The organism is Streptomyces sp. A012304, from assembly GCF_026008495.1.
Taxonomy (GTDB): domain Bacteria; phylum Actinomycetota; class Actinomycetes; order Streptomycetales; family Streptomycetaceae; genus Streptomyces.
This window is the reverse complement of sequence record NZ_BQUN01000096.1, coordinates 106,159-132,468: the sequence shown is the minus strand read 5'-3', so window position 1 is coordinate 132,468 and position 26,310 is coordinate 106,159. Positions and strand designations below refer to the sequence as shown.

24 protein-coding genes, 1 tRNA gene and 2 pseudogenes are annotated in these 26,310 nt (G+C 72.5%); 11 read left to right on the top strand and 16 right to left on the bottom strand.

Annotation, left to right across the window (positions count from 1 at the left end):
* Window positions 1-170: 170 nt before the first annotated feature.
* The 5 genes and pseudogenes from ALMP_RS21555 to ehuB form a co-directional block, all read right to left on the bottom strand.
* Window positions 171-928 (bottom strand): annotated as a pseudogene (locus ALMP_RS21555) (IclR family transcriptional regulator).
* Window positions 929-1,134: 206 nt separating this feature from the next.
* Window positions 1,135-1,917 (bottom strand): ectoine/hydroxyectoine ABC transporter ATP-binding protein EhuA, encoded by a 783-nt coding sequence (gene ehuA / locus ALMP_RS21550; RefSeq protein ID WP_264930748.1) that lies wholly within the window; start codon window positions 1,915-1,917, stop codon window positions 1,135-1,137.
* Window positions 1,907-2,557: an ectoine/hydroxyectoine ABC transporter permease subunit EhuD gene (gene ehuD, locus ALMP_RS21545; RefSeq protein WP_264930746.1), complete on the bottom strand. Its 651-nt coding sequence runs from the start codon at window positions 2,555-2,557 to the stop codon at window positions 1,907-1,909. The genes ehuA and ehuD overlap by 11 nt, the downstream gene beginning before the upstream one ends.
* On the bottom strand, window positions 2,554-3,198 hold the full coding sequence (gene ehuC, locus ALMP_RS21540; RefSeq protein ID WP_264930744.1) for an ectoine/hydroxyectoine ABC transporter permease subunit EhuC: 645 nt from the start codon (window positions 3,196-3,198) through the stop codon (window positions 2,554-2,556). Before ehuC ends, ehuD begins: the two co-directional genes overlap by 4 nt.
* On the bottom strand, window positions 3,195-4,109 hold the full coding sequence (gene ehuB, locus ALMP_RS21535; RefSeq protein ID WP_264930743.1) for an ectoine/hydroxyectoine ABC transporter substrate-binding protein EhuB: 915 nt from the start codon (window positions 4,107-4,109) through the stop codon (window positions 3,195-3,197). The genes ehuC and ehuB overlap by 4 nt, the downstream gene beginning before the upstream one ends.
* Before the next feature lie 47 nt (window positions 4,110-4,156).
* Here ehuB and ALMP_RS21530 point away from each other — a divergent pair, with 47 nt between their 5' ends.
* Window positions 4,157-4,651, top strand: coding sequence for a DUF3830 family protein (locus ALMP_RS21530; protein ID WP_264930741.1), 495 nt, complete (start codon window positions 4,157-4,159; stop codon window positions 4,649-4,651).
* Here ALMP_RS21530 and ALMP_RS21525 read toward each other — a convergent pair.
* Complete coding sequence (locus ALMP_RS21525; protein ID WP_264930739.1) at window positions 4,632-6,023, bottom strand: amidase; 1,392 nt, start codon at window positions 6,021-6,023, stop codon at window positions 4,632-4,634. The two genes, ALMP_RS21530 and ALMP_RS21525, sit on opposite strands and share 20 nt — an antisense overlap.
* Before the next feature lie 15 nt (window positions 6,024-6,038).
* Window positions 6,039-6,989: a D-2-hydroxyacid dehydrogenase gene (locus ALMP_RS21520; RefSeq protein ID WP_264930737.1), complete on the bottom strand. Its 951-nt coding sequence runs from the start codon at window positions 6,987-6,989 to the stop codon at window positions 6,039-6,041.
* A gap of 246 nt (window positions 6,990-7,235) precedes the next feature.
* Between ALMP_RS21520 and ALMP_RS21515 the strand changes: the two genes are divergently transcribed.
* The 3 genes from ALMP_RS21515 (at window position 7,236) to ALMP_RS21505 (ending at window position 10,019) form a co-directional block, all read left to right on the top strand.
* Complete coding sequence (locus ALMP_RS21515) at window positions 7,236-8,039, top strand: aspartate/glutamate racemase family protein (protein WP_264930735.1); 804 nt, start codon at window positions 7,236-7,238, stop codon at window positions 8,037-8,039.
* The gene (locus tag ALMP_RS21510; protein WP_264930733.1) at window positions 8,036-8,767 is read left to right on the top strand and encodes a decarboxylase; all 732 of its coding nucleotides are present in this window, start codon (window positions 8,036-8,038) and stop codon (window positions 8,765-8,767) included. Before ALMP_RS21515 ends, ALMP_RS21510 begins: the two co-directional genes overlap by 4 nt.
* A gap of 178 nt (window positions 8,768-8,945) precedes the next feature.
* Window positions 8,946-10,019 (top strand): LLM class flavin-dependent oxidoreductase, encoded by a 1,074-nt coding sequence (locus ALMP_RS21505; protein ID WP_264930966.1) that lies wholly within the window; start codon window positions 8,946-8,948, stop codon window positions 10,017-10,019.
* Here the strand turns inward: ALMP_RS21505 and ALMP_RS21500 are convergent.
* Complete coding sequence (locus ALMP_RS21500) at window positions 9,998-11,866, bottom strand: bifunctional diguanylate cyclase/phosphodiesterase (protein ID WP_264930731.1); 1,869 nt, start codon at window positions 11,864-11,866, stop codon at window positions 9,998-10,000. The genes ALMP_RS21505 and ALMP_RS21500 overlap by 22 nt on opposite strands.
* A gap of 345 nt (window positions 11,867-12,211) precedes the next feature.
* On the opposite strand from ALMP_RS21500, the gene ALMP_RS21495 reads away from it, so the two are divergent.
* A complete protein-coding gene (locus tag ALMP_RS21495) occupies window positions 12,212-13,474 on the top strand; it encodes a M6 family metalloprotease domain-containing protein (RefSeq protein ID WP_264930730.1) in 1,263 nt (420 codons plus the stop codon).
* Between the two features lie 72 nt (window positions 13,475-13,546).
* Here ALMP_RS21495 and ALMP_RS21490 read toward each other — a convergent pair.
* From ALMP_RS21490 to ALMP_RS21460, 7 genes are all read right to left on the bottom strand, one after another.
* Window positions 13,547-13,620 (bottom strand) — tRNA-Lys (locus tag ALMP_RS21490).
* Window positions 13,611-14,231, bottom strand: a complete 621-nt coding sequence (locus ALMP_RS21485) for a bifunctional DNA primase/polymerase (protein ID WP_264930727.1) — start codon at window positions 14,229-14,231, stop codon at window positions 13,611-13,613. Before ALMP_RS21485 ends, ALMP_RS21490 begins: the two co-directional genes overlap by 10 nt.
* Window positions 14,232-14,385: 154 nt before the next feature.
* Entirely contained in the window at window positions 14,386-14,754 is a 369-nt protein-coding gene (locus tag ALMP_RS21480; RefSeq protein WP_264930725.1) for a hypothetical protein, read from the bottom strand.
* A gap of 150 nt (window positions 14,755-14,904) precedes the next feature.
* Entirely contained in the window at window positions 14,905-16,245 is a 1,341-nt protein-coding gene (locus ALMP_RS21475) for an AAA domain-containing protein (RefSeq protein ID WP_264930723.1), read from the bottom strand.
* Window positions 16,242-17,858, bottom strand: a complete 1,617-nt coding sequence (locus ALMP_RS21470; RefSeq protein ID WP_264930722.1) for a hypothetical protein — start codon at window positions 17,856-17,858, stop codon at window positions 16,242-16,244. Before ALMP_RS21470 ends, ALMP_RS21475 begins: the two co-directional genes overlap by 4 nt.
* On the bottom strand, window positions 17,849-18,970 hold the full coding sequence (locus tag ALMP_RS21465; RefSeq protein ID WP_264930720.1) for a hypothetical protein: 1,122 nt from the start codon (window positions 18,968-18,970) through the stop codon (window positions 17,849-17,851). Before ALMP_RS21465 ends, ALMP_RS21470 begins: the two co-directional genes overlap by 10 nt.
* Window positions 18,921-19,874: a phosphatase PAP2 family protein gene (locus ALMP_RS21460; RefSeq protein ID WP_264930718.1), complete on the bottom strand. Its 954-nt coding sequence runs from the start codon at window positions 19,872-19,874 to the stop codon at window positions 18,921-18,923. The genes ALMP_RS21465 and ALMP_RS21460 overlap by 50 nt, the downstream gene beginning before the upstream one ends.
* Before the next feature lie 197 nt (window positions 19,875-20,071).
* On the opposite strand from ALMP_RS21460, the gene ALMP_RS21455 reads away from it, so the two are divergent.
* A complete protein-coding gene (locus tag ALMP_RS21455) occupies window positions 20,072-20,668 on the top strand; it encodes a histidine phosphatase family protein (protein WP_264930717.1) in 597 nt (198 codons plus the stop codon).
* Between the two features lie 21 nt (window positions 20,669-20,689).
* Here ALMP_RS21455 and ALMP_RS21450 read toward each other — a convergent pair whose 3' ends face one another.
* A complete protein-coding gene (locus ALMP_RS21450; protein ID WP_264930716.1) occupies window positions 20,690-22,141 on the bottom strand; it encodes a hypothetical protein in 1,452 nt (483 codons plus the stop codon).
* A 267-nt stretch (window positions 22,142-22,408) separates the two neighbouring features.
* Between ALMP_RS21450 and ALMP_RS21445 the strand changes: the two genes are divergently transcribed.
* From ALMP_RS21445 to ALMP_RS21425, 5 genes and pseudogenes are all read left to right on the top strand, one after another.
* A complete protein-coding gene (locus ALMP_RS21445; RefSeq protein WP_264930714.1) occupies window positions 22,409-22,795 on the top strand; it encodes a hypothetical protein in 387 nt (128 codons plus the stop codon).
* Between the two features lie 34 nt (window positions 22,796-22,829).
* Window positions 22,830-23,699, top strand: coding sequence for a spermidine synthase (locus tag ALMP_RS21440; RefSeq protein ID WP_264930712.1), 870 nt, complete (start codon window positions 22,830-22,832; stop codon window positions 23,697-23,699).
* Window positions 23,692-23,925: pseudogene (locus tag ALMP_RS21435) on the top strand (ATP-binding protein); the annotation flags it as partial. The gene ALMP_RS21440 and the pseudogene ALMP_RS21435, both read left to right, overlap by 8 nt.
* 262 nt (window positions 23,926-24,187) lie before the next feature.
* Window positions 24,188-25,495: an ABC transporter substrate-binding protein gene (locus tag ALMP_RS21430; RefSeq protein WP_264930710.1), complete on the top strand. Its 1,308-nt coding sequence runs from the start codon at window positions 24,188-24,190 to the stop codon at window positions 25,493-25,495.
* 20 nt (window positions 25,496-25,515) lie between these two features.
* The coding region (locus ALMP_RS21425; protein ID WP_264930709.1) for a carbohydrate ABC transporter permease at window positions 25,516-26,310 on the top strand (795 nt) is incomplete at its 3' end.

Sequence of the window (26,310 nt, the reverse complement as noted above, 5' to 3'; positions counted from 1 at the left end):
GGGACTCGAACCCCGGACCCGCTGATTAAGAGTCAGCTGCTCTAACCAACTGAGCTAGCGGCGCATGACTCCCGCCTTCCGCCTCTCGGCGGCTGACGACGAAGAAAATACTACCTGGTCTCCGGGGGTGCTCCGGACCGCCCGCCAGGGCGGTCCTCGCGGGAGGCTCCCTAGATCGCCAGGGACAGCAGGACCGGGGTCGCGTTGCGGTTCAGGGTGTCGGCGGCCTGGCGCAGGCGGTGGGCGTGTTCGACGGGCAGGGACAGGGCCAGGCAGCCCACCGAGGAGCCGGCGGTGATCGGGACGGCCGCGCAGACCGTGCCGACGGCGTACTCCTGGAGGTCGAGCACCGGGACCGAGGGCGGCTGGGCGGCCAGCCGGGAGAGCAGCAGCTTGTCGCTGGTGATGGTGCGCGAGGTGAGGCGGGACAACTTGTGCCGGGAGAGGTGGTCGCGCCGGCCGTTGTGGTCGAGCTGGGTCAGCAGGCTCTTCCCTATCGCGGTGGCGTGGGCGGAGCAGCGGAAGTCGACCCACTCGTTGACGACCGGGGTGGCCGGGCTGTCGGCGTACTGGTCGACCTTGATCTCGCCGTCGACGTACCGGCTGATGTAGACGGCGGCGCCGACGGAGTCGCGCAGCCGGTCCAGGGTGTGCTGGAGCTTCTCGCGCAGGGCCTGCGCGCGGTGGGCCGAGGAGCCCAGGCGGGCCAGTGTGGCCCCGGTGACATAGGCCCGTCGTTGATCTGCTCGACGTATCCCTCGCGGCGCAGCATCCGCAGGAGCGTGGTCAGTCGCTCCGTGCCGAGGCCGGTCTCGCGGGCGAGTTCGGTGTCGGTGACGCCGGTGGTGTGGCGGGCCACCGACTCCAGGACGCGCAGGGCGTCCTGGGCGGAGTGGTTGGGCGTGGTCGGCTCGTGCTTCAGCGCCACGGTCTTCCCCCTGCGGTCGCTTCTCTGGCCGTGATCCGGACGGCGAATCACGTCCACGATAACGGCCGGGGGCGCGGCGGGGAGGGGTTGTCGGCGAGAATCTGATACCGCTTCGGACGCCTCAACTGCGGTACCACCCGTTGGCATATGCCACAGTCATTCCCCGCCGCCGCAACCTGCGGTGATCGCTCGATCACGGCAGGTAGTCACAGAACGGCGCTGAGAAATTCCCGGGTCCGCTCCTGCTCGGGCGAGGCGAAGATCTTCTCCGGCGGGCCCGACTCGATCACCCGCCCGGAGTCGAACATCAGTACCTGGTCGGAGATGTCGCGGGCGAAGTTCATCTCGTGGGTCACACAGAGCATCGTGATGTCGGTGCTGCGGGCGATGTCCCGCAGCACGTCGAGGACGCCCGCGACCAGCTCGGGGTCCAGGGCGGAGGTCACCTCGTCGAGGAGCAGCACCTGCGGCCGCATCGCCAGCGCCCGGGCGATCGCCACCCGCTGCTGCTGCCCGCCGGAGAGCCGGGACGGCTTGGTGTCGCACTTGTCGGCGAGGCCCACCATGTCCAGCAGCTCGCGCGCCCGCTGCTCCGCCTCGTCCTTCGACAGGCCCAGCACGGTCACCGGCGCCTCGGTGACGTTTCTCAGGACGGTCATGTTCGGGAACAGGTTGAACTGCTGGAACACCATCCCGATCTTCTTGCGGACCTCGCGGACCTGCTTCTCCGGCGCGGGGAACAGCTGCTGCCCGTCGACGGTGATCGTGCCCTCGTCGGGCTTGGTCAGGGTCATCAGCAGCCGCAGGATCGTGGTCTTGCCGGAGCCCGAGGGGCCGATCAGGGTGACGTGCTTGCCCGGCTCCACACAGAAGTCGAGGTGGTCGAGGACGGTGTTCTCCCCGAACCGCTTGGTGACATTGTCCAGGCGGATCAGCTCGGTGCCGCGGGGGGCGGCGTCGGCGGGGGACTTGCTGGTGTCAACGGACAAGGCGTCGCTCCAGGGTGCGCAGGAGGAGGGAGGCGAGGTAGGAGACCACGATGAAGGCCACGCCGATCACCGTGACGGGCTCGGTGAACTGGAAGTGCTCCTGGGCGAAGAGCCGCGCCCGACCCAGCATCTCCAGCACCGTGATCGTCATCAGCATCGGCGTGTCCTTGAGCATCGCGATGACGTAGTTGCCGAGCGCCGGCACGACCCGGCGGATCGCCTGCGGCAGGATCACCGCACGCCAGGTGCGGGTCCTCGGCAGGTTCAGCGCGGTCGCCGCCTCCCACTGGCCGGCGGGCACCGCCTCGATACCGGCCCGGTAGACCTGCATCGTGTACGTCGAGTAGTGCAGGCCGATCGCGACGACACCGGTGGCCATCGCGGAGAGGGTCAGGCCCCACTCGGGCAGCACGTAGAAGAGGAAGAACAGCTGCACCAGCAGCGGGGTGTCGCGGACGAACTCCGTGACGATCCCGACCGGCCACTGCACCCACCGGGTCGGCACCCGCATCAGCAGCGCCCACACCAGCCCCAGCGAGAAGGAGATCAGCGAGCCGAGGACCAGCGCCTGGAGGGTGACCAGCAGCCCGTCCCAGAACAGCGGCATGAAGTCGCCGACGGCACTCCAGTCCCAGTTCATCGGACACCTGCCTTCAGATGGTGTTCGAGCCCTCGCATCACCCGCGTCAGCAGGAAGGCGATCACGAAGTAGATGAGCAGCACGTACGTGTAGATCTCCGCGCTCTCCTGGAGCGCGAGGCGCACCAGGTTGCCGCTGAAGGCCAGGTCGCCCATGCCCATGACGGACACCAGCGCGGTGCCCTTGAGCAGCTCGATCAGCAGGTTGGAGAACGGCGGGATCATCTCCGGCACCGCCTGCGGCAGCAGGATCTTGCGCATCCGCTGCCCGGGCGTGAAGCCGAGCGCGATCCCGCCCTCGCGCTGCGCGGGGTCGACGGCGTTCAGCGCGCCGCGCACGATCTCCGAGCCGTACGCGCCGTAGGTCAGGCCGAGCGCGAGCGTGCCCGCCCACATCGGCACCAGCTGCCAGCCGAAGGCGGGCGGCAGCACGAAGAACACCCAGAAGATCATCACGAGCGCCGAGGTGCCGCGGAACACCTCGGTGTAGAAGCCCGCGAGGAAGCGGACGATCCACCGCCGGTGGGTGCGCGCGATGCCGACGACGAAGGACACCGCCGCCGCCAGCGCCGAGCTGAACACCAGGAGCTGGACGGTCGTCCAGATCCCCTTGAGGACGAGGTCCCAGAGTCCGGAGGTCATCCGCCGCAGAGCTCCTTCGCCGTGAGGTCGGTCATCTCGGCCTCGGTGAACCCGAACGGCTTCAGGATCCGGAACAGCTCGCCGCTCTTCTTCAGCCGGCGCAGCTCCACGTTGAAGGCGTCCCGCAGCCTGGTCTCGGTCAGCCGGAACGCGAACGCGCCGCCGTCCACGTGCGGCTTGCCGTCGACCAGCGGGGCGAACGGCTTGGTCGCCTCCGCCTTGGACGACTTCTTCACCACCTCACGGGTGGTCAGGGCGGTCCCCGCGAACACGTCGACCCGGCCCGCCTCCACGGCGTTCAGACCGGCGACCTGGTCCGGGACGATGAGGATGTCGCTCTCCTTGTACCCGGCCTCGACGGCGTACTCGATCTCGGCGTATCCGGTTCCGGTCGCGAACCGCGCCTTCTTCTCCACGACGTCCTGATAATTGTGAAGATCCTTGGGATTTCCCTTCCGCACGATGAAGGAATCCAGCATCTGGTAGTCGGGATCGGCGAATATCACCTGCTCGCAGCGTTCCGGATTGACGTACATCCCGGCGGCCACGACATCGAACTGCTGGGAATTCAGCCCGGGAATGAGCGAGCCGAACTCGGTGGGCACCGGCTGGACCTTGTCCACCCCGAGCCGTTTGAATATCGCCTTCGCCAACTCGGGCGCCTCGCCGGTGAGATGCCCGTCCCTGTCGATGTATCCAAACGGGATCTCACCCGCGATGCCGAGCCGTACGACACCTTGGGCGCGCAGCCGTTCCAGCAGGTCACCGCCGGGTGCGGAGGAGGCCGTGGCCACGCGTGAGCAGCCCGTCGCGCCCACCGCGCCGAGCGCCGCCACCCCCGCGAGCAGCGACCGACGAGTGGGCCTCGGTATGCGTGCGTTCTGTCTGACGTGCCTGTTCGGTGGAGCCATGGCGGCGCGGCTACCCGGGACCGCACGAGTTATGCACCATGGACCACATGGCTGACCGTTACATCGACGTATCGCTGGCCCGGCACGGAATCCACTGCACGGCAGAACTGCTGGAAGACCGCGCCCCGGTCACCTGCGCGGCCGTCTGGAACGCCCTGCCGCTGGCCGGTGACGTCTATCACGCGAAGTACGCCCGCAACGAGATCTACGCGCTTTTCCCGCCGTTCGCGGCATCGGAACCACCACTGGAAAACCCGACCGTCACCCCGATTCCAGGAGATCTTTGCTATTTCTCCTTCGCCGGCACCGAGTTGGGCACCCGCGCCTACGGCTACGACCGCGAGGTCCGCGCCGGCACGACACTGGTCGACCTGGCGCTGTTCTACGAGCGCAACAACCTGCTCCTGAACGGCGACGTCGGCTGGGTCCCCGGCATCGTCTGGGGCCAGGTCGTCGAGGGCCTGGAGCAGATGGCCGAGGCCTGCAACGACCTGTGGCGCACCGGCGCGGCGGGCGAGACGCTCAGCTTCCGCCGGACGTGATCCCGGCCTCGTACAGCGCGTGCGCCACCCGCAGGACGAGGTCGTCGCGGTGCCGGGCGGCCACGATCTGCAGGCCCACCGGCAGTCCGTCGCCGTCCACCCCCACCGGGACGGTCGCGGCGGGCTGTTGGGTGAGGTTGAAGGGGTAGGTGAAGGGGGTCCAGCCCGTCCAGCGTCGGTGTCCCGAGCCCTGCGGCACCTCCGCCCCCACCTCGAACGCGGTGATCGGCAGCGTCGGGGTGAGCAGCAGATCGTAGGCGTCGTGGAAGCGGCCCATCCGGCGGCCGAGGTCCATGCGGACGTCCACCGCGGCCAGATAGTCCAGGGCGCTGTAGCGGGCGCCCCGGGCGCTGATCTCCCGCAGCCCCGGGTCGAGCGAGGCCCGTTCGCGCGGCCCGAGACGCTGGGTCACCCGGGCCGCTCCCGCGAACCACAGGGTGTGGAAGGCCTCCACCGGGTCACTGAAGTCCGGGTCGGCCTCCTCGACGTACGCGCCGATCCCGGCCAGCCGCTCCACCGCCCGCCGCACCGCCGCCGCCACCGCCGGACGCACCGCGACCTGACCGCCGAGGGACGGCGAGTACGCCACCCGCAGTCCGCGCACGCCCCCGCCGAGCGCCGCCGTGAACGACCCGCCGGCCGGGCCCAGCGCGGACCAGTCACGGGAGTCCGGCACCCCGATGACGTCCAGCAGCAGCGCCGCGTCCGCCGCGTCCCGGGTCATCGGCCCGACGTGCGCGAGCGTGCCGAAGGCGCTGGCGGGGTAGAGCGGGACCCGGCCGTACGTCGGTTTCAGGGCGAAGATCCCGCAGAACGCGGCCGGGATGCGGACGCTGCCCCCGCCGTCGGTGCCCAGCGACAGCGGGCCCGCGCCCAGGGCCACGGCGGCCGCGCTGCCGCCGCTGGAGCCGCCCGCCGTGCGGGACGGGTCGCGGGGGTTGCGGGTGACGCCGGTGAGCGGGGAGTCGGTGACGCCCTTCCAGCCGTACTCGGGGGTCGTCGTCTTGCCGAGGAACACCGCGCCGGCCTCCCGCAGCCGGGCGACGGAGGGGGCGTCCTCGTCCCAACGGCCCGCCGCCGCGACGGTCTTCGAGCCGCGCAGGGTCGGGTGACCCGCGAGGAGCAGGATGTCCTTGACCGTCACCGGCACCCCGTCCAGCGGCCCGGCCGGCTCCCCGCGCCGCCAGCGTTCCTCCGCGGCGCGCGCCCGCGCGAGGGCCTCCTCGGGCAGCAGCCGGACGAACGCGTTCACCTCCGGCTGGATCCGCTCCGCCCGCTCCAGCGCCGCGCGGGTGGCCTCGACGGGCCCGAACTCGCCCTTGCGGTAGCCGTCGAGGAGCCGGCCGGCGGTGAAGGTCGTGAGGTCCGTCATGCACCCTCCAGGGCGTCAGTGTCCGGGCACGTACCCGCGCTTCTTGTCGACCACGTTCCGCAGCGGCCGGCCCGCCGCCCACCGCTCGAACAACTCCACGAACTGCGCGCCGAGTTCGTCCCGCCAGCCGACCGTGTCACCGCTCATGTGCGGGGACAGCAGCAGACCCGGCACCCGCCACAACGGGCTGTCCCCGGCCAGGGGTTCGGTCGTGAGGACGTCCAGCGCGGCGCCCGCGATCCACCGCTTCTCCAGCGCCCGCACCAGCGCGTCCTCGTCGACGAGCTGACCCCGGCCGACGTTCACGAAGTACGCGGAGGGCTGCATCACCCCGAAGCGGCGCTGGTCGAACATGCCGCGGGTCTCCTCGGTGAGCGGTGCCGCCGCGACCACCCAGTCGGCGCGGGCGAGCAGCCGGTCCAGGTCCTGGGGCCCGTGGATGCCGGTGCGCGGGACACGGCCGACGACCGCCGTGGTCACGCCGAGCGCCTTCAGCGTGCGGGCGATCGCCCGGCCGATCGGCCCCGAGCCGACCACCACCGCGTGCGTCCCGGCGACCCGCCGGCCCTCCCGGTGCCGCCACTCCCGCCGCCGCTGGAGGTCCCAGGTGCGCGGCAGGTCCTTCGCCGCCGCCAGCACCAGCGCGGCCACGTACTCGGCGATCGGCTCGTCGAAGACGCCGCGCGCGTTCGTCACCACCGTCTCCGACGCGGCCAGCTCCGGGCACATCAGGTGGTCCACGCCCGCACTCGCCGTGTGCACCCAGCCCGGCCGCGGCCCCTCACCCGGCCAGGCGGCGCGCACCGCGTGCGAGGTGAAGTCCCACACCAGCAGCACGTCCGCCTCCGGCAGGCGGGCGGCGAGCGAGGCCTCGTCGGTGCGCACCACCCGCACCCGCCCGGTGAGCCGCCCCAGGCGGGGCGGGGGCTCGGCGTCGAGGACCAGGAGCGTGGGGACGGCGGACATCCGGATTCCCCTTCCTCGGGCGGACGTGCGTGATCGGGCGGACGTGCGTGACCGGGCGGACGCGCCCACCGGGCCGGCCTGCGGCGACCCGCGCCCGGCGCGCGATGACCAAGGGTCTGACGTGCACGGATTGACCACGTTCGCACCCGAACCTACCGTCGTCAACACGGCAGCCCGTACGGTCCGTTGCCGGTCCGTCGTCCGTCCGTTGCCCCATCCCGACTCCCGGTGAGGGCGGTGCCCGCCATGGACGTCACCCTGCTCGGCGGCCCCGGCGCCCAGCGCGGCCTCGGCGTCGTCGCCCCCTTCGACTTCGCGCTCGACCGCGAGCTGTGGCGCTGGACCCCGGACGACGTCTCGCTCCACCTCACGCGCACGCCCTACGTGCCGGTCGAGGTGAGCCTGGATCTCGCGCGCCGGGTCAGCGAGCACGAGACCCTCGGCGACGCCGTGCGCACCCTGATCGCGGTCACCCCCGAGGCCGTCGCCTACGCCTGCGCCTCCGGCAGCTTCGTCGGCGGGCTCGCGGGGGAGCGCGCGATGTGCGAGGCGATGACCCGGGCCGGCGCGATGCCGTCCGTGACCACGTCCGGCGCCCTGCTGGAGGCCCTGGCCGAGCTGGGCGCCCGCCGGGTGGCGCTGGTCACCCCGTACACCGAGTCGGTGACCCGGGCGCTGGAGGAGTACGTCGGACAGGCGGGCGTCACGGTCACCGGCCGCGCGTTCATGGGCCTGACCCGGCACATCTGGAAGGTGCCCTACCGGAGCGTCGCCGACATGGCGCGGCGGGCGGTGCGCCGTCCCGTTGACGGCGTCGGCGCCGCCGACGCGCTGTTCATCTCCTGCACCAACCTCCCGACGTACGACGTGATCCCCCAACTGGAGGCAGAACTTCGCATACCGGTCATCTCGGCCAACCAGGTGACGATGTGGGCGGCGCTGCGCCGGTTGGGTACCCGGGCCGTGGGGCCGTATCAGGCTCTGCTGGACGAGGGGGCGCGTCAGTGGCCCCCCGCACTGCCGGAAGAGCAGCAGGAAGGCTGGACATGACCGCACTCGGATTCCTCTACCCGGGCCACTCGGCCGAGGACGACTACCCCCGTATCGAGCAGCTCCTGGGCAGTGACATCCGGGTGGACCTGGTCCACACGGACATCGGCGAGGACGCGCACCGCGTCGACGCGCTGCGGCAGATGGGCGCGCCGGAGCGGCTCGCGGCGGGCGTCGAGCAGCTGCGGCTGTCGGGGGCGGAGGCGATCGTGTGGGCCTGCACCAGCGGCGGCTTCGTGCACGGCTGGGACGGCGCCCACGAGCAGGTACGCGCCCTCGCCCTGACGGCCGGGATGCCTGCCTCCTCGACCTCCTTCGGCTTCGTGCACGCCGCCCAGGAGATCGGCGCGGGCCGGGTCGCCGTCGGGGCGACCTACCCGGACGACGTGGCGGAGCTGTTCGCCGAGTTCCTGCGGGCGGGCGGGATCGAGGTGACCGGGCTGCGCGGCTCCGGGATCGTGACGGCGGCGGAGGTGGGCACCTGGGGCGAGGGGGAGGTGTTCGCGCTCGCCCGGGGGGCCGACACGCCCGACGCGCAGGCGGTCCTGCTGCCCGACACCGCGCTGCACACGGTCGCGTGGCTGCCCGCCCTGGAGGAGACGCTGGGCAAGCCGGTCCTCACCGCCAACCAGGTCACCGTCTGGGAGGCGCTGCGCCTGACCGACCGCCGGGTGAACGCGCCCGGGCTCGGCGCGCTGTTCACCCGGGAGCCGCTCGTACAGGTGTGACCGGGCGGGAGCGAGGGCCCGGGGGGAATAAGCGGGGACACTCTCCTGTTGGCGCCCGCAGGACCGCGGACGGCCGAGACCAGGAGGAACCGTGACGGCAGGCGAGACCCGGGCGGGAGAGAACCCGCCGACAGAGCAGCCGGCAGGCGCGAAGTCGACAGGCTCGGACCCCGACGGCATCCGCGGGGCGACGCACGGCACCGCCCCCGCCCCCCTCTCCGTCCTGGACCTGGTCACCGTCGGATCCGGCCGCACCGCCACGGACGCCCTGCGCACCAGCGTCGACCTCGCCCGGCTCACCGAGGCGCGCGGCTTCCACCGCTACTGGGTCGCCGAGCACCACTCCATGCCGGGCGTCGCCTCCTCCTCGCCCGCGGTGATCCTCGCCCACCTCGCCGCCCACACCGACCGCATCCGGCTCGGCTCGGGCGGCGTCATGCTGCCCAATCACGCCCCGCTGGTCATCGCCGAGCAGTTCGGCACCCTGGAGGCCCTCGCCCCCGGCCGCGTCGACCTCGGCCTCGGCCGCGCCCCCGGCACCGACGGCGCCACCGCCGCCGCCCTGCGCCGCACCGAGCCGCTGGACGCGGGCGCCGACGACTTCCCCGAGCAACTCGCCGAGCTGATCCGATTCCTGGACGACGACTTCCCCGACGGCCACCCCTACCGCCGTATCCACGCGGTCCCCGGTCCGGTCCAGGCCACCGCGCCCGGCGGCGTCCAGTCCCGCCACCGTCCCCCGGTCTGGCTGCTCGGCTCCTCCGGATTCAGCGCCCGCCTCGCGGCCCTGCTCGGCCTGCCGTTCGCCTTCGCCCACCACTTCTCGGCCCAGAACACGGTCCCGGCGCTCGACCTCTACCGCGACCACTTCCGGCCCTCCGCGGTCCTCGCCGAGCCCTACGCCCTCATCGGCGTGTCCGTGCTCGCCGCCGACGACGAACGCGAGGCCCGCCGCCAGGTCCTGGCCACCGGCCTGAACATGGTCCGTCTGCGCGGCGGCCGCCCCGGCCTGTTCCCCTCCCCCCAGGAGGCGGAGGCCCACACCTACAGCGCCCTGGAACGGGAGTTCGTCGACTCCTGGACCGCCAACATCGTCCACGGCACACCGGACGAGGTCCGCGCCGGCCTCGACGACCTCCACAAGCGCACCGCCGCCGACGAACTGATGCTCACCACCCACGCCCACCGCGGCGAACTCCGCCTGCGCAGCTACGAACTGATCGCGGACGCCTACGGGTTGCCGACCGCGTAGGAGGCCGTCGTCCCCAGCAGCTCGGAGATACGATCCGGCGCCACCGGGCGGGAGTACAGCCAGCCCTGGCCGGTGTCGCAGCCGATGCTGCGCAGGCGGGTGGCCTGCGCGGACGTCTCCACGCACTCGGCGGTGACGGTCAGGCCGAGCCGGTGCGCGAGGTCGATCATCGCCTCGACGACGACCTCGTCGGCCGGGTTCGGCGGGGCGCCCGCGCCCTCGTACTGGAAGCCCCGGACGAAGGAGCCGTCCAGCTTCAGCACGGAGACCGGCAGCCGGCTCAGATAGGCGAGGTTGGAGTAGCCGGTGCCGAAGTCGTCGATGGCGATGTTCACGCCCATGTCGCTGAGCGCCTGCAACGCCTGGAGGGGACGCCCGGCCGAGCCCATCACCGCGGACTCGGTCAGTTCCAGCTGGAGCAGATCCGGGGCGAGTTCCGTCTCGGCGAGGATGTCCGCCACGTCCGCGACCAGGTCCGAATCCCACACCTGACGCACCGCCACATTGACGCTGACGAACAGCGGCGGCTCGTCGGGGTTCTCCAACTGCCAGTCACGGGCCTGCCGGCAGGCCGTGGCCAGAACCCACCGGCCGAGCGGCACGATCGAGCCGTCCTCCTCGGCCAGCGCGACGAACCGATTCGGCGCCAACGGCCCGAACCGGGGGTGGTCCCAGCGCACCAGCGCCTCCACGCCCCGCAGCCGCCCGTCCGCCATGCCGACCAGCGGCTGGTACTCCAGCCGGAACTCCCCGCGCTCGATCGCCGGCCGCAGCGTGGAGGCCAGCGCCTGGCGGGTCATCAGATGGGCGTTGCGCTCCGGGTCGAACAGCGTCCAGCGGTCCTTGCCGTCCACCTTCGCCCAGTACAGCGTGGTGTCGGCGGCCTGCATCAGCCCCGTCGCGGTGGTGCCGGCCGCGAGCCGTTCGACGACCCCGATCGACGCGGAGACGCTCAACCGGTGCCCGGCGAGGTCGAACGGCGCGTGCAGCGCCTTCAGCACGGACTCCGCGAGGTCGGCCAGCTGCTCGGTGCCCGTGGAGTCCTCCACCAGCAGCGCGAACTCGTCACCGCCGAGCCGCGCCACCAGCGGCACGCTCGGCCGGGTCCGCCCCGCCTCCTGCGCACACGCCGTCAGCCGCTCCGCGACGGCGGCCAGCAGCAGGTCGCCGACCCGGTGGCCGAGGGTGTCGTTGACCGCCTTGAAGCCGTCGATGTCCAGGTAGCACAGACCGATCCGGCCGGTCCCGCTCTCCTCGTACGCCTCCGCCTCCAGCGCGCCCGACACCCGCTCGAAGAACAGGGTGCGGTTGGGCAGCCGGGTCACCGGATCGTGCATCTGGAGGTGACGCAGCCGCGCCTGGAGGTCGTGGTGGGCGCTGACGTCGGCCACGGACAGCAGGATGCCGCCCGGGTCGCCGTCCAGCGGCGCGACGGTGACCTGCGTCCACAGCGAGCGCCCCTCGGGCTGTTTCAGCCGCCGTGTGCAGCGCAGTCTCGCCTGTCGGCCGCGCAGCACCTCGCGGTAGGCGTGCCAGGTGCGGGCGTCGGAGGCCAGGTCCAGCAGATCGGCCGCCACCCGCCCGACCAGGCCCGTGGCCCCGCCGCCGAGCAGCGCGCCGAGCGCGTCGTTGGCGTCGGTGATCAGGCCCTCGCGGTCGATGACGGCCATGGCCAACGGTGCCGCCGCGAAGGCGGCACGGTAGGGCGGCGGCCCATGGTCGGTGTCTCGCGTCGCGCCCCGCTCACCTCGGCCTTCCCTACGGGGAGGCGCCTGGATGTCACTCTCTGTGACGGCGGACCCGTCGAGGTCTGCCGCGGGCGTCGGCCCTTCGGACGTTCCGCTCACCGCTCGCTCCCGCAGTGCACTCGTTCTCTGTCCGCGCAGCAAAGTGTGCCGATCATAGAGGCTGGCCCCGGACTTGCGCAGCCACTGCCCAGTGTCCCGGAACGACCCGCCTTTCTGACAGATCGTTTCTGCCCGCACGTGGCCCGGTTCTGCGGGCGGCCGACCACTTGTGACGTTCCGTGAGTATTCCGGGGTGTCGGAGGGTGTCGCAGGGTGTTGGAGGGTTCTCGACAGTGATGCCCGGATTGGCTGCCCTCACTCATCTGGTGCAGATAAACAGGGCGCAGTACGACAAATCCTCCCAGGCTGGATGCGGTGTCCCGTGAACCGTTTCCGGAGGTCTCCGTGCCGCGTCAGCTTCCGCCTCCCCGACTGCGCAGCACCGCCGCCGTGTTCACCGTCCTGTCGGCGCTCGCCGCGACCTCCCTCGTCGGCGGCCCCTCGGTCGCCGAACCCCTCATGGCCCCTCCGTGCGCCCTGAAGCGCACCGACGCCCACCACTCCGAAGGCCTGGACACCTGGAACACCGCCTATCCGCGGCCCGCCCGCGCCCTCGACGCGGTGATGATCTTCCTGTCCTTCCCGGACCGGGCCCCCCTGACCTCGCCCGCCGTACTCGCCGCCGACCACTTCCCGGCCACCAGCACCTACTTCCGGCAGGCCTCCTACGGGAGGTTCACCCTGCGTGCGCATCCGCTGAAGCGCTGGATCCGCATGCCGAAGCCGTCCACCGCGTACGCCATACGGCGTGACTGGAGCGCCGAGCACCGAGCCTCCTATCTGCGGGACGCCCTCGCCGCCGCCGACGGCCGGGTCGACTTCTCCCGCTACGACGTCGTCTACTTCGTCGCCGACCCGGACGCCCCCGGTGTCGACTCGGACGCCACGAAGGTCGTCAACATGGAACGCCCGCTGCGGGCCGACGGGACGGACATCCGGCGTGTCGTCACGGTCTTCGAGCAGCACCCGCCGGACCGGCTGGTCCTCGCCCATGAGACCGGCCATGTCTTCGACCTGCCCGACCTCTACCACCGCCCCGCCGACGGCAAGGGCGACTGGGACACGCACGTGGGTGACTGGGACCTGATGGGCAGCCAGTTCGGACTGGCACCCGACCTGTTCGCCTGGCACAAGTGGAAGCTGGGCTGGCTGGAGCCGCGCCAGGTGGTGTGCGTGCCGGCCGGGACGCCCACGCGGCTGACGCTGGAGCCGCTGGCCGCCGGGCCGGGCGCGCCGCTGCTGCGCGCCTCCGGCGCGCCGGCCTTCGGGCTGGGCAACGGCACCAAGCTCGCGGTGGTGCGCACCGGCGCCGACAGCGCGCTCGCCTTCGAGGCGCGCGGCCCGGTCGGCAACGACCGCTCGGCCTGCCGGGCCGGGGTGCTCGTCTACCGCGTCAGCAGCGGCGCGGCGTCCGGCCGGGGCCCGGTCGAGGTGGTCGACGCCCATCCGCGCAGCGAGGCCTGCTGGGAGGACTCGGTCTATCCGCCCCTCGCGGACGCCCCGGTCGGCCTGGGCGAGAGGTTCACGGTGCCGGGCGAGGACGTACGCGTGGAGGTGGAGGGCCGAACGGCGTCGGGCGCGTGGACCGTGCGGATCACGGCAGCGTGACATCGACACGGGAAAACAGAGATGGCGAGACCGCTTCGCGCTTTCCGCGAACCTGTCTCGCCATCGTCATCGTGCGCCGCCAGGGACTCGAACCCCGGACCCGCTGATTAAGAGTCAGCTGCTCTAACCAACTGAGCTAGCGGCGCCTGCTGACGTCGTAGACCTTAGCACCCTGGTCGGCGGGGTGAGAAATCGATATCCGCACAGCTGCTCGGGCGGCCCGGACGGCGGCCCAGAGCAGGATGTCGGGGCCCGGCAGCCAGGGGTGGCGGGTGTCCGGGGCCACCATCCAGCGGGTGGCGGCGCTGGCCGGCGCGGGGATGAGCGCGGGCACGGTCACCGCGTCGCCGTTGCCGTGGCACAGCAGGGGAGGGACGGTGCCGGTACGGCCGTCCGGGCGGCCGTCGGCGCTCCACTCCTCCCACTCCAGCAGCGAGGGCAGCCGCTGGGCCGTGCCCGGCGCCGCGAACAGCAGGGTCCGGCCCCGGAACGCGGCCACCGGCCCGGAGCCCGGCCCCTCGCTCCACAGCCGGTCCAGCATCAGCCGGCCGAACATCGCGGGCGCGCTCACGATGTCGAAGACGGAACCGCAGGGCAGCACGACCGGGGCGTGCGGCCGCTCCTCCCAGAGGGCGAGCGTGCTGCGCGGGTAGGTCGCGGCGGAGGCCAGCCAGGCGGCGCCGTCCGCGGTGACTCCGGCGGCGTCGGCGTCGGCGTCGGAACGGTCGGTCGAAGGGGCGTCCCATCTCCTGCTCATACCGTCCAGGTCTACCGGTTGTGAGCGGATGATTCCCCAGGGTTGCGGGAAATGGGGACAGGAGGGACGGGAAGGAGGTATGTTGCCCGCCCGGCATATGCCAGGCGGTGATGTGCCGGCGTTCCGGCGGTCGGACAGCGGCTCACCCGGGGGCTCACACGGGGTCGACGTGCCCCCGTCCCTCGACGTCGCCGCGCAGCAGATCCTGGCCGAACTCGACCATCCGCTTCGCGTAGTCCTCGGTCCACTCGGCCCGCTCGGCGATGTCCGCCGGCGTCAGCCGGTCGAACCGGCGCGGGTCGGCGAGCTGGGCCGCCGCCATGGCCTGGAACTCCATGGCGCGGTCGGCCGCCGCGCGGAACGCCTGCGTCAGCTCCGTGGCCCGCGCGAGCAGCGCCCGTGGGTCGTCGATCGACTCCAGATCGAAGAAGTGCTCCGGGTCACCGGCCGCTTCGGCGGGCTCGAAGAGCAGGGGCGCGGGGCGTAGCCGCGGTTCGTTCCGACGCGGCGTGGGCTCCGCCATGTCTTCTCCTCCTCATGCGGTCGGGATGGCACCACTGGTGAGCGGACCACCTTCCATTGTCCCCCGCCGACGCAAGAGGGCCTGGCCCCGCACACCCACCCCTTCCCAAGGCCCCGGCCCCCCACGATGTTCCCCACCCCGACCCCCCCCTCACGGTCTCCAGCGGACCCGGTGTTCCTCCAGGTGGGAGAGGACCGCGTGGTTCGCCTCCCAGCCGTCGGGGAACTTCACGACCGTCCCCAGCTGGACCGGTTCCGTCGACGGGTAGTCGTCCAGGAGTTCGCCGACGCCCGCCCGGCAGACCACCACGCAAGCGTGGCGGTGGCGGGAGGTGAGGACGCAGAGGCGGCCCGTCTCCAGGTGGAAGGCGGTGGCGTCGGGGCGGCCGGAGAGGGGGTGGAGGATCACCGTGACGTCGTACTCGCGGCCCTGGAGCCGGTTCGCCGTGTCGACCGTGACGTCCGCCACGCCCAGCTCCGCCAGGGCCGCGCGGATCGCCGCCGCCTGGTCGCGGTGGGCCGTGCCGACGGCGATCCGGTCGGCGGTCAGGGCAGTGGCGTCGGGGGAGCGCTCGGAGGTGGCCGCGCCGCCCCGGTCCAGCAGACGCCGTACGACGGTCGCGACCGCCCGGACCGCCTCCGGGTCCGTGCGGGGCGTGTGCCGGGCGGGCAGCTCCAGCAGGCCCCAGCCCGACTCGGCGGCCTCGTCGATCACCCGGTCGGCGGCCGAACCGTCCGAGGGGACGCCGAAGGCGAGACGACGGTCGCCGTGGCCGGTGCCGCTGCGGAACGGCGTGTACGGGTAGAACGCGTCCGAGACCAGGGGTGCGGCGGACGCCGGGAGCCGCCAGGACACCGGCAGCCGGTGCTGCGGCAGCTCCGGGTTGTGCGCCAGCAGCGTCGACACCGCCGAGGCCGACGGGTCGTACGACAGGCCCGCCCACTGCTCGCTGCCCACGATCGCGAACGGGTCCAGCTGCCCCGGGTCGCCCACGAACAGCGCCCGCTCGAACAGCCCGGCCACGGCCAGCAGACCGTCCGACCGCATCTGGTAGGCCTCGTCCACGATCGCGTGCCGCCACGGCTCGTCGACCTTCACATGCGCCCACTTCGCCGCCGTGGAGATGACGACGGGCAGCCCGGCCAGGTCGGCCGCCTTCGCCGACTTCCGGACGTTCGCCAGGCCGTCCAGCGTCTTGTCGTACGCGTCGGCGTCGCTGCTGTGCAGGCGCCCCACCGGCAGCTCGGGGCTCTTCTCGGCGAGCCGTACGACGAGGTCGTCGACCTGGGCGTTGGTCTGCGCCACCACCATCAACGGGCGCCCCGCGTCGGCCAGCTCCAGCGCGGCCCGCACCACGAGCGTCGACTTGCCCGCTCCGGGAGGGGAGTCGACGACGACCCCGCGCGCGCTGCCGTGCAGTGTGTCGCGGAGGATCGCGTCGGTGGCGCGGGCGGCGGCCGTACCGGGGTCGAAGGCGGCCTCGGTGGTCACAGGGTGTCCTCCTCGGTGACGGGATCGGCGGCTTCCAGGACCTGTTCGCCGGGCGGCCCGCCGTGCGTCCACGGGGTGTCCTCCGGGTCGGGCAGCTTCGCGCCGCCGCGCTGCTCGTGCTCGAAGAGCGTGAAGCACACCCGGTCGCCCTTCTCCGGCACCGCCCCCTCCTCGGGCTCCTTGCCGCGGCCCATCTTGTCGACGATCCGCAGCACCAGCAGGCACTCACCCGCCGAGCCCGCCGAGTCCGCCGTGTCCTCCCGCCCGACGAACTCCGCCGTCTGCGGCTTGCCGCCCAGCGACCGGAACACCTTCGCCCGCTCCGCGAGGTGCGGCCGGTCGTCCGTGCGGACCGTGACCAGCGGGCGCGGGCTGGGCCGCTTGCCCTCGCTGTACGTCATGACCACGTCGACGACCTCGCCCGCGAACGCCTCCCCGGCCAGTCGCCGCCCCGCCATCACCAGCGGATCGTCCAGCGCCTCCTGCGCCTCCAGCCGGGCCTGCTCACGCTCGCGCGTGGCGAGCTTGTTCGCGGCGGTCACCGCGTCGTCGCGGCGCGGCTGCGGGGGCTCGCCCGCCGCCACCCGGTCGCGGTGGCCGGTGAACGACCACCGGTCGCGCGTCCACCGCTCCTCCACGTGCGCCCCCTCCGGCAGCGCCCGCAGCAGGTCCAGCCCCCGCCACACCGCGTCCCAGGTGGGCCGGGTACGGCTGTCGACCAGGGCCCGGATCTCCCGCTCGGCGGCGGTCAGCGCGCCGAGCCGGTCGTCGGCCTCCAGCCCGTCCTCCGCGGCGGCCAGGGCGGTGCGCGCCCGGTCGTAGCGCTCGATGGCCGGGGCGAGCAGCTTGTTGTCGAAGGCCGGGTCGGTCGCCGGACCGGCCGGCGGGCACAGCAGCTGGCCGTCGGCGTCGCGCGCCAGCTCCGCGTGGCGCGCGGCCTCGGCGCCCGTCCGGCCCGCCGGCGGGTCGATCCAGGCGAGCAGTGCCCCCAGGTGCTGGTCCTCCAGACCGGACTGACCGGTCGCCCAGTGCCGGCCCAGCACCTCGGTCAGCGCCAGCAGCAGCGAGGAGCCGGGCACCCGGGCCCGCTCCCCGAAGTGCGTCAGCCACCGCCCGAGCAGCGGCACGCGCGGCGGCGCCGGATACGGCGTCTGCGGGTCCTGCTCCGCCGTACGCCGAAAGCGCATGGAGCGGCCCAGCAGGCGGACGAGGTCGACGCCCGCGCGGCTCGGCACGACCAGCTGCGGCGCGTCGGCGCACAGCTCGACCTCGACCTTGACCCGCTTGCCGGTCTCCGGGTCGGTCTCGGTGCGCTCGGCGGCCTCGACGGCCTCGGCGCAGGAGTCGATGTACGGCAGGATCACGTCGGCCAGTTCGGCCAGGAACGCGAACCGCTGGTCGCGGTCGCGGGGCTGCGGCACGACGAGCAGCCGGGGCGCGTCCCGGTCGGTGCCCACCAGCGCGCCCAGCGGCGCACCGGCCTCACCGGCGGTGGTCAGCGGCACGAACACCAGTGGCCGCTCGGACAGGTGCCGGTGGCGGACGGTCGCGGCGGGCTGGGCGCGGCCGGTGGCGACGGCCTCGAGGCGGGCCAGGGTGGCGATCAGTGACACATCGCCCCCAGGGCCTCGGCGCGCAGTTCCGCCGCCCGGCGCAGGGCCGCCACCGCGGGGTCGTCCGGATCCCCGGCCTCCCCGCGGGCCGCCGCCAGCACGTCCGCGACCGTCGTCAGCCCGCCCAGTTCGGCGCGGGCCGGGCGGCCCAGGGAGGTCACCGCGCCGGCCGCGCGGGAACGCTCGCGGCAGTGGAACGCAAGCTCGCACGCGGACAGGCACTCGGGCGCGTACGTCGCCGGAACCGACTCCACGGCCGCCGTCAGCCGGTCGGCGGGCAGCTCGGGGGAGAAGCAGGTGCCCTCGGGGAGGGCGTCGGCGATGTCCTGGACGCGGGTGAGGCGGGCCAACTGGCGGGCGGTGACCGCGCGCTGCTTGCGGACGTCCACGGCGGAGGCGGTCGGCAGGTTGGAGAAGTCCTTGGGACACACCAGCAGCACGCGGTGGCGCACGCGGGGGGCGGGGTCGAGGCGGGCGGCGACCTCCTCCAGTGCCAGCACGTACACCGCGGCCTGCCGGGCGGCGGCGCCGACCTTCGCCGGGTCCGCCGAGCCGTCCAGCATCGGGAACGACTTGATCTCCACGACCGTCCAGCTGCCGTCCGGGTGCACCACCACCGCGTCCGGCTCCAGGAAGGCGGGGGAGCCGGCGACGTCCAGCGCGAGCATCGGATGGTCGAGCAGGGTCCAGGTGCCGGCCGCCCCGGTGGCCTCGCGCAGCGCCAGCGCCGTACGCGCCGTACGCCCTTCCGGGCCGATCGCCGACAGGTCGGGGACGGCCGCCGCGCCGGGCGGTTCGGCACCGCGGTCCAGCTTCTCGTGCACCAGGCGCAGCAGTTCCGCGCCGCCGTCCGCCTTCACCTTCGCCTCGAAGGCGTTGCCGCGCGTGAGGGCGAACTGCGACTGGCCGAACGCCGACGGCGAGCCCAGGGCGCTCGCCAACGCCGCCTTGTCCACCCCGGCGCCGTCGAGGATCGCGCGCCGCCTGCACCCCGGGTTCGCGGCGAGCGCCGCGAGGGCACGGGCGTCCAGCGTCCTGGCCGGTACGTCGGGACCGCGCAGCTCAGCGAGCCGCTGCCGGAGCGCCGTCCCCCGCGTCCGAGGGGGAGGCATCCGGCTCGGCTCCGGGCCCGAACCGTGACTCGCGCTGCCGTGGAATTCGCTCACCCGGGGAAGTCTGGCATCCGCCACTGACAATCGAGGTCTGAGCGTCCTGAGCGGCGGCCGGGGCGGACGCGACACGGGCCGCGTTCCACGCCCGCAGCCGGTCCGCCCGGCGCATCACCAGCGGCGCCAGCAGCAGGCCCGCGCCCATCACGGCCGCGCCCGCCGCGGCGTCGAGGAAGTAGTGGTTCGCGGTGCCCATCACCACGATCGTCGTCACCAGCGGGTAGACGACGCCCGCCACCTTCGCGGCGCGGGTGCCGCCGTGCCGCCACAGGATGACGCCGCACCACAGCGCCCAGCCGACGTGCAGGCTCGGCATGGCCGCGTACTGGTTGGTCATGCCGCCCAGCCCGCGAGGCGCGCTCGCCTCACCGCCCCACCAGCCCCACGAGCTGTACTGGGCCATGGTGTCCACGAAGCCGTACTCCGCCGCGAGCAGCCGGGGCGGGCAGGTGGGCAGCAGGGTGAAGCCGATCAGGCCGATGAAGGTCGACGTCATCAGCCAGGTGCGGGCCGCCCGGTAATGCAGGGAGCGCGACCGGAACAGCCAGACCAGGAGCACCGGGGTGACGAGGTAGTGCAGCGACGCGTACCAGAAGTCGGCCGGCACACCGATCCACGCCTCGTTGGTGAACAGGCGGTTCAGCGGGTGTTCGGCGTTGATGTACAGGAACTTCTCGATCCGCAGGATCGCCAGGCCGTGGTCGACCGCGGTGGTGACGTCGCCCCGTGCCAGTAGTCGGCCCGCCGAGTAGCAGGCGTACACCAGCAGGATCAGCGGCAGTTCCGTCCACCAGCGCAGCCGGGTCGGCACGACCGCCTCGGTGCCCGGTGTCTCGGTCTGCGGCATCCGATCGCCTCCCCCTTCGTGTCGCTGCTGTGCCGATGGCACGGACGTGCCACTTTACGGCGTGTGTTCGCGCCCCTTCCGGACGCCCCCGGCCATCAAAGACGCTGAGATCGCCCGCCGGGTTGCCCCTGTTCAGGGTGAGCGATGATGGAGGGGTTCCGCTTCCATCTCCTCGCGATCTCCCGGAAAGGTTCGCCATGGCACCGCGCATCCTGCTGGCCCGGCACGGACAGACCGAGTGGTCACTGTCCGGCAAGCACACCGGCAGGACCGACGTGCCGCTGCTGGAGGAGGGCCGTCGCGGCGCCAAATTGCTCGGCGAGCGACTGCACCGGGCGCCGCTCGACGGCCTCCCCGGCGTCGAGGTCCGCACCAGCCCGCTGGCCCGCGCGTGTGAGACATGCGACATCGCCGGTTTCGGTGAGCGGGCCACGCGGTGGGACACGCTCATGGAGTGGGACTACGGCGCCTATGAGGGCATGACGCCCGCCGAGATCCAGGCCGTCCGCCCCGGCTGGCTCATCTGGCGCGACGGCGTGCCCGACGGTGAGAGCCTCGCCGAGGTCACCGCGCGCGCGGACGAGGTCGTCGCCTGGGCGCGGGCGGAGGACCGGGACGTCCTGGTCTTCGCCCACGGTCACATCCTGCGGTCCATCGGAGCCCGCTGGCTGGGCCTGCCCCTGGACTTCGCGGCCCGCATACGTCTGAACCCGACCTCACTGTCGATCCTGGGCTGGGCGTACGGCGAACCGGCGATAGAGAGCTGGAACGACCTGGGCCACCTCGCGGGGTAGCGGCCCCGGCCCGCGGTCGCCTCACACGCCCCTGGGCGCGCAGGCGTGTCTCTCCAGGAACTCCGAGACCCCGGACGCCCGCCGATGCGGCAACAGCACCCGCGCCGTCCCCGCCAGCATCGTCTGGATCCGGGACGACTGCACCTGCCCCAGCAGTTCCAGCACCCGCATCCCCGCCGCCGCGGCCTCGTCGGGCCGTCCCCCGCGCGCGAGGTCGTCCGCCAGCTCGGCCGTGTACAGCGCGATGTTCCGGGTGAAGTGGGGGTCCTGCGACTGCGCCGCCCGCCGTGCGTGCCGGGCCGCGCGCGGCCAGTCGCCCAGCGTGGACCAGCACTGCGCCTCCAGTCCCTCCAGCTCGGCCTCGCCGTAGAAGCTCATCCACTCGGGGTCGGCGTCCGAGGGGCCCCGCTCGTACAGGGCCTGGGCGCGGGCCAGGGCCTGCTGGCAGCCGGTGCGGTCGGCGAGCCCCGCCCAGCCGCCGGCCTCGCGCAGCGCGAGCAGCGACATCAGCCGGGGTGAGCCGAGGGGGCGGGCGACGCGCTGGGCGGCCTGGGCGGCCCGGACGGCCTCGCGGGGCCGGCCCGCGTCGCGCGCGAGGAACGCCGTGTTGCAGAAGGCGTGCGCCTCCAGTCCCTGGTCCCCGTTCACCCGGGCGGTCGCGAGGGCTTCCGCGTAGTGCGAGCGGGCGTCGTCGAAGCGGCCCGAGTCGTGCGCCAGCCAGCCCACGGAGATGGCGAGTTCCCCGGCGCCCGACTGGAGCCGGTCGGCGGTCGCCTGCCGGGTCGCGCCGGCGTCCAGCAGCGCGTACGCGGCGCGCAGCGGTGCCGCCGCGCGCTGGTAGAGGCCGTCGGCGCCGTGCCGGTCGTCCAGCAGCCGGATCCTGCGGACCGCTTCTTCCAGGGCGCTCGCCTCGCCCGCCCCGGAGCGGCGGGCGGGACGTCGCGCCGCCGACGCGTCCGGGGCGAACCCGAAGGGGCCCAGCGAGGCGGCGGCCACCGTGGCGCCTCCGCCGGTCATGAATGCGCGACGCAGCACGTCGCTCTCCTCGTGGTTGTGGTGCGGGTCGTACGGGTCCTGCGTGTCATACGGCTCGCGCGCCTCGCACGACTCATCCGCCCCCCGCGCCACACCGGTGGTGCGCGCCGGGCTCGGGGTGTGCGCGCGGGGCGCGTCGTCGGTGGGGCGCGCCCCGCGTCCGCGTACGGACGAGCGGGGCGCGAACCCCAGGTCGGTGAGCGTGCGGCCGGGGAACATGTGCAGGAACACCCGCTCGTACGCGTAGTTGGGACAGCGGATCTCCCCCGACTCGACCCGGCCGATGTAGCGCGCGTCGCAGCTGACCCGCTCGCCGATCTCCCGCGCCGCCCGCCGTACCAGCGCGGCGAACTCCGCCGGCGAGCGTTGCCCGCGCAGGTGGCGGAAGACGAGGTTGGGCCGGTTGGGCCGGGGTGGGGTCACCGTTGACGACGCCATGGCCGGGTCCTCTCGTGCGAACCGTCGAACCATGCCGGACCCCGGGCGAACCGCTCGGTGTGTCGAGGCCCGTCACCCTGGTCTCCGGCGGGCAAGAACGTACCTGCTGCGACTGGGCCGCCACGCGGTGTTTGGCCACAAAGCGGATATCTCATCCGAGATCCGCCATGAAGTGCCATCCTTTGCGGCGGACTTCCGCCGTAGCCGTTGACGGCGTGGCGCGTTGGGCACTGTGGACTGCAGGAGGGCTGCGTGGTGGAGGCCGGGATGGAGACCAGCCAGAGCAACGATCCTTGTGTGCCGTCTGTGACGGCGTGCGACCTCGTTACGGTGCCGACCCGGCACGGGCTGGAGGTGGTCGACATCCTGCGCCGGGGGGCCGGGGACGCGGTGGGGCCCGTACTCCACGACGACGGGGGCGGAACCCTCGCCTTCCTCGTCCCGCCGGGAACCGCGGCCGCGTGGGACGTCCCCGGCAGTACCTGTACGGAGACCGACGGGCGGGGACTGAGACTCGACCCCGAGCCCACGGTCGAGGGCTCGGACTGGCTGGTGCCGCCCGGCGAGGCGGACCTCGCGACGGATCCCGCGGTGCTGCGGCGGGCGTTGGGAGAGGCGGCGCGGACGATCGAGGCGGCGGACAACTGCCGGTGAGCGCCCTGCCGCGCCGCCCTGCGAAAATGCCCGCATGGGAAGGTCCAGGAACGCCCGCCGCGAGCGGGACGCCGTCGCAGCGGTCGCCGAGGCCGTCGACGGCGGGCTCGCGCAGCTCGTGCCCGACCGGGACCGGGCGCGGGCCTGGACACTGCTCATCGACGGGGCGCCCCAGTCGCACGTGGACCTCGACGACCCGGCGTATCTCTCCTTCGAGTACCAGCGGCGGCTCGGGCACGTCATCGACCTCGTCGCGCCGCCCGGCAAGCCCCTGCACGCCGTCCATCTCGGCGGCGGCGCGTTCACCCTCGCCCGGTACGTCGCCGCCACCCGCCCCCGCTCCACCCAGCAGATCGTCGAGCGCGACGCGAGTCTGGTCCGACTGGTCCGCCGGGAACTGCCGCTGGACCCCGGGGCGCGGATCAGGGTGCGGTCCGTCGACGCCCGGGACGGGCTCGGCAAGGTGCCGGACGGATGGGCCGACCTCGTCATCGCGGACGTGTTCAGCGGCGCCCGCACCCCCGCGCACCTGACCTCCACCGAGTTCCTCGACGAGGTCCGCAGGACCCTCGGACCCGGCGGCTGCTACGCCGCCAACCTCGCCGACGGGCCGCCGCTCGCGCACCTGCGCGCCCAGATCGCCACCGCCGCGGCCCGCTTCCCCGAACTCGCCCTGGTCGCCGACCCGACCGTGCTGCGCGGCAAACGGTTCGGCAACGCCGTCCTCGTCGCCTCCGACCTGCCCCTGCCGGTCGCCGAACTGACCCGCCGGGCGGCGAGCGACCCGCACCCGGGGCGCGTCGAACACGGCCGCGCGCTGCTGGACTTCACCGGCGGCGCCGCACCGGTCGTGGACGCGTCGGCGGTGGCGTCACCGGCCCCACCGCCGTCCGCGTTCCACTAGCGCCGGCGGCCTCGGGCTGGACATCGTGCGCCGGCTCGCCGAGTCGACGGGCGGGGACGTGCGGATCGGGTCGTCCGTGCTGGGCGGCGCCGAGGTGCGGGTGTGGCTCCAGACCGACGCGGCGCCCGGGCGGGATTCGGCGCGCGGAGGGCACCGTGGGCGGATGCGGCGGCGCCGGAGTGGCCGAAAAATCACGGTCTTCAGCCGGTCCAGATCCGTTTCCTGAGCGTCGCTCCGCCCACGGCTGACGCCCCTCGCCCCACTTCCCGCCAACCCTGATCCACTCCCGAAGCGGGACACTCCGCACCCCGAAGCAGGACAAGTGGTGTCGATTACGTTTCGACAAATCAAGGTGACTGCTCTTGACGCATGACCGGACACACGGTTGTTATTGCGCCAACGTGTTCGGTCAAGTTGATTTCTGATCGTTTTCAGGATCGGTTTTCAGCCGGACCTCCCGTGGCCGGACCAGTCCCCAGGAGCCGTACATGCGCGACCTCTTCCCCACCCCGTCCGTCTCCCCCAGCCGTCGCACCCTGCTGCGCGGTATCGGCGGTGCCGCCGTCCTCGGCGCCGGCATACCCCTGCTGAGCGCCTGCGGCGGCAGCGGCACGTCCGCCGACCCCAAGACGGTCACCGTCGGTTCCAACGCGTCCGACGCGGTGCCGAAGAAGGCCTTCGCCGACATCTACACGGCGTTCACCAAGCAGTCCGGCATCACGGTCGACGTGAACACCAAGGACCACAACACGTTCCAGGAGCAGATCAACTCCTACCTCCAGGGCACCCCGGACGACGTGTTCAACTGGTTCGCCGGCTACCGCATGCAGTTCTTCGCGGCCAAGAAGCTCGCCACCCCGATCGACAATGTGTGGCAGAAGATCGGCGGCAACTTCCCCAACGCGATGAAGGCCCTCAGCAAGGGCGAGGACGGAAAGTACTACTTCGTCCCGCTGTACACGTACCCGTGGGCGATCTTTTACCGCAAGAGCGTCTTCCAGCAGTACGGCTACACCGTCCCGACCACCTGGGACCAGTTCGTCGCCCTGTGCAAGCAGATGCAGAAGGACAAGCTCGTCCCGATCGCCTTCGGTGACAAGGACGCCTGGCCCGCGCTCGGCACCTTCGATCAGATCAACTTCCGCGCCAACGGCTACGACTTCCACGTCGAGCTGATGGCCGGCAAGGCCTCCTGGACCGACGCCAAGGTCCGCAAGGCCTTCGACCTGTGGGCCGAGATCCTCCCCTACCACCAGGAAGGCGCCGTCGGCCGCACCTGGCAGGACGCCGCGCAGACCCTGGCGTCCAAGAAGGCCGGCATGTATCTGCTGGGCACGTTCGTCGGCCAGCAGTTCACCAACGCCGCCGACCGCGAGGACCTGGACTTCTTCGCCTTCCCGGAGATCGACCCGCAGTTCGGTCAGGACACCGTCGAGGCGCCCACCGACGGCTTCATGCTCTCCAAGGCCCCGAAGAACAAGGCCGGCTCCGTCAAGCTCCTGGAGTACCTGGGCAGCCCCGCCGCCGAGCAGATCTACCTCAAGTCCGACCCGAACGTCGTCGCCGCCTCCACCAAGGCCGACACCTCCTCGTACAGCCCTCTGCAGAAGAAGGCGTACGAGATGATCTCCGGCGCCAAGCACCTCACCCAGTTCATGGACCGCGACAGCCGCCCCGACTTCACCTCCACGGTGATGCAGCCGGCGCTGCAGAAGTTCGTCCGCGACCCCAAGGGCATCGACGCCCTGCTGACGTCGATCGAGCGCCAGAAGAAGACGATCTTCGCGTCCTCCTGAACGGCGGCCTTCACAGCGACATGAGCACTGACACCCCCATGCAGACCCCGGAGGCGGCCACCGTGCCGCCCCGGGGCACGGCATCCCCGACGAAGCGGCCCGCGCGGGGCCACCGGCGCCTGCTGACCCGCCGCGACCGGCTCACGCTCGGCCTGATGGCCGGGCTGCCGACGATCCTGCACGTGACCCTGGTGTGGGTGACGGCCCTCGCCTCGATCGCGCTGGCCTTCACCACCTGGGACGGCATCGGCTTCGACTCCATCACCTGGGTCGGCCTGGACAACTTCAAGGAGCTGTTCACCAACAACCCGCAGTTCTGGCCGGCCGTCCAGCACAACGTCGTCTGGTTCGTCGTCCTGATCCTGATCCCGACGCCGCTCGGCCTGTTCCTCGCCGTGCAGCTCGACAAGAAGATCCGCTTCAGCCGCGTCTACCAGACCGCGTTCTTCCTCCCGGTCGTCGTGTCGATGGCCGTCATCGGCTTCGTCTGGCAGCTCGTCTACAACCCCGACACCGGCCTGATCAACAGCCTCATCGGCGCGAACGAGCCGGGCCACTACATCGACTGGATCGGCGACCCGGACCTCAACCTCTGGGCGATCCTCGTCGCCGCGTCCTGGCGCCACACCGGCTACATGATGATCCTCTACCTGGCCGGCCTGAAGAGCGTCGACCCCGCCCTGCGCGAGGCCTCCGCGCTGGACGGCGCGAACGAGTGGCAGACGTTCAAGAACGTCATCTTCCCGACCCTGCGCCCCACCAACACCGTCGTCCTGGTCGTCACCATCATCGAGGCCCTGCGCGCCTTCGACCTC

Coding starts and splice junctions, on each gene's coding strand:
- ehuD (WP_264930746.1), bottom strand. CDS start 2,557: ATGAACTGGGACTGGAGTGCCGTCGGCGACTTCATGCCGCTGTTCTGG.
- ehuC (WP_264930744.1), bottom strand. CDS start 3,198: ATGACCTCCGGACTCTGGGACCTCGTCCTCAAGGGGATCTGGACGACC.
- ehuB (WP_264930743.1), bottom strand. CDS start 4,109: ATGGCTCCACCGAACAGGCACGTCAGACAGAACGCACGCATACCGAGG.
- ALMP_RS21530 (WP_264930741.1), top strand. CDS start 4,157: ATGGCTGACCGTTACATCGACGTATCGCTGGCCCGGCACGGAATCCAC.
- ALMP_RS21525 (WP_264930739.1), bottom strand. CDS start 6,023: ATGACGGACCTCACGACCTTCACCGCCGGCCGGCTCCTCGACGGCTAC.
- ALMP_RS21520 (WP_264930737.1), bottom strand. CDS start 6,989: ATGTCCGCCGTCCCCACGCTCCTGGTCCTCGACGCCGAGCCCCCGCCC.
- ALMP_RS21515 (WP_264930735.1), top strand. CDS start 7,236: ATGGACGTCACCCTGCTCGGCGGCCCCGGCGCCCAGCGCGGCCTCGGC.
- ALMP_RS21510 (WP_264930733.1), top strand. CDS start 8,036: ATGACCGCACTCGGATTCCTCTACCCGGGCCACTCGGCCGAGGACGAC.
- ALMP_RS21485 (WP_264930727.1), bottom strand. CDS start 14,231: ATGAGCAGGAGATGGGACGCCCCTTCGACCGACCGTTCCGACGCCGAC.
- ALMP_RS21480 (WP_264930725.1), bottom strand. CDS start 14,754: ATGGCGGAGCCCACGCCGCGTCGGAACGAACCGCGGCTACGCCCCGCG.
- ALMP_RS21465 (WP_264930720.1), bottom strand. CDS start 18,970: ATGCCTCCCCCTCGGACGCGGGGGACGGCGCTCCGGCAGCGGCTCGCT.
- ALMP_RS21460 (WP_264930718.1), bottom strand. CDS start 19,874: ATGCCGCAGACCGAGACACCGGGCACCGAGGCGGTCGTGCCGACCCGG.
- ALMP_RS21455 (WP_264930717.1), top strand. CDS start 20,072: ATGGCACCGCGCATCCTGCTGGCCCGGCACGGACAGACCGAGTGGTCA.
- ALMP_RS21450 (WP_264930716.1), bottom strand. CDS start 22,141: ATGGCGTCGTCAACGGTGACCCCACCCCGGCCCAACCGGCCCAACCTC.
- ALMP_RS21445 (WP_264930714.1), top strand. CDS start 22,409: ATGGAGACCAGCCAGAGCAACGATCCTTGTGTGCCGTCTGTGACGGCG.
- ALMP_RS21440 (WP_264930712.1), top strand. CDS start 22,830: ATGGGAAGGTCCAGGAACGCCCGCCGCGAGCGGGACGCCGTCGCAGCG.
- ALMP_RS21430 (WP_264930710.1), top strand. CDS start 24,188: ATGCGCGACCTCTTCCCCACCCCGTCCGTCTCCCCCAGCCGTCGCACC.